This window comes from Leisingera sp. F5 (genome assembly GCF_001593695.1).
This window is the reverse complement of the sequence record NZ_LUKH01001207.1, coordinates 1-1193: the sequence shown is the minus strand read 5'-3', so window position 1 is coordinate 1193 and position 1193 is coordinate 1. Positions and strand designations below refer to the sequence as shown.

Sequence of the window (1193 nt, the reverse complement as noted above, 5' to 3'; positions counted from 1 at the left end):
CTGTTCTGGACCTCACCCATGTTTTGGCCGGGCCCTATTGCTCAATGATCCTGTCGGATCTTGGCGCCAGGATTATCAAGGTGGAACGCCCCGGATCAGGTGATGACACCCGGGCCTTCCCGCCATTCAAGGACGGTGAAAGCGCATATTTTGCGACTATCAACCACGGCAAGGAAAGCATTGCGCTGGATCTGAAATCACCTGCGGACCGCGCCGTATTCGAGCGGCTGCTGGCACAGGCTGATGTACTGCTGGAGAACTACCGCCCTGGCGTGATGCAGCGGCTGGGCTACGGCTGGGAGGATCTGCACGCCAAATACCCGCGATTGATCTATGGCGCTGTGTCGGGCTTTGGTCATTCCGGCCCGGACGCCCTGAAACCTGCTTATGACATGGTGGTCCAGGCTCGCGGCGGCGTGATGTCGATCACCGGGGAAAAGGACCGGGATCCGGTGCGCGTCGGCGCCTCGATCGGCGATATCGTGGCGGGTATGTTCCTGGGACACGGCATTCTGGCAGCGCTGCTGGACGTGCAGAAGACCGGTCAGGGCCAGTTTATCGATGTCGCCATGCTGGACAGCCAGCTGGCGTTGCTGGAACACGCCATTGCCATCACGTCGGTTACCGGACAAGCCCCCCTGCCCTCTGGCGCCCGGCATCCCTCGATCACTCCGTTCGAAACCTTCCACGCATCAGACGGGCTGTTTGTGATTGCTGCCGGCAATGACGCGCTGTTTGTCCGGCTCTGCGACGCTCTGCGGCTGCCCTTATCAAGCGACCCGCGTTTTGCCACAAACCCGGCGCGCTGCGACAACGCGCGCCTTCTGAAACGCTTGATCGAAGCTGTGACACTTGGGAACACCAAGGATCACTGGATCGGGATTCTGACCGGGGCCGGCATTCCAACAGGGCCAATCCAAACAGTGGATCAGGTGATGAAGGACCCGCAGATCCTGGCCCGCAACATGGTTGTCGAGGTTCTAGGCAAAAACGGTCAATCCGCAAAATTGTCAGCAGGCAATCCGATCAAGATGAGCGGCCTGCCGGACCCTGAAACCCGCGCCCCTGCCCCGCGGCTGGATGGCGACCGGGCAGAGATTCTGGCGTGGCTGAAAGAGGTTGAGGCAAAAGCCGTCCTCTGACTGACGGCCTGATAAAATACCGCATCCCAAAGTCATCAAATTTTGAAAAAT

The 1193-nt window shown here is 59.6% G+C and carries 1 protein-coding gene; it reads left to right on the top strand.

Annotated elements, in window-relative coordinates; genetic code table 11:
* Nucleotides 1-1142 (top strand): CoA transferase (locus A2I95_RS40175; protein WP_291737914.1); only part of this gene is annotated, 1142 nt, incomplete at its 5' end.
* Between the last annotated feature and the right edge of the window lie 51 nt (nt 1143-1193).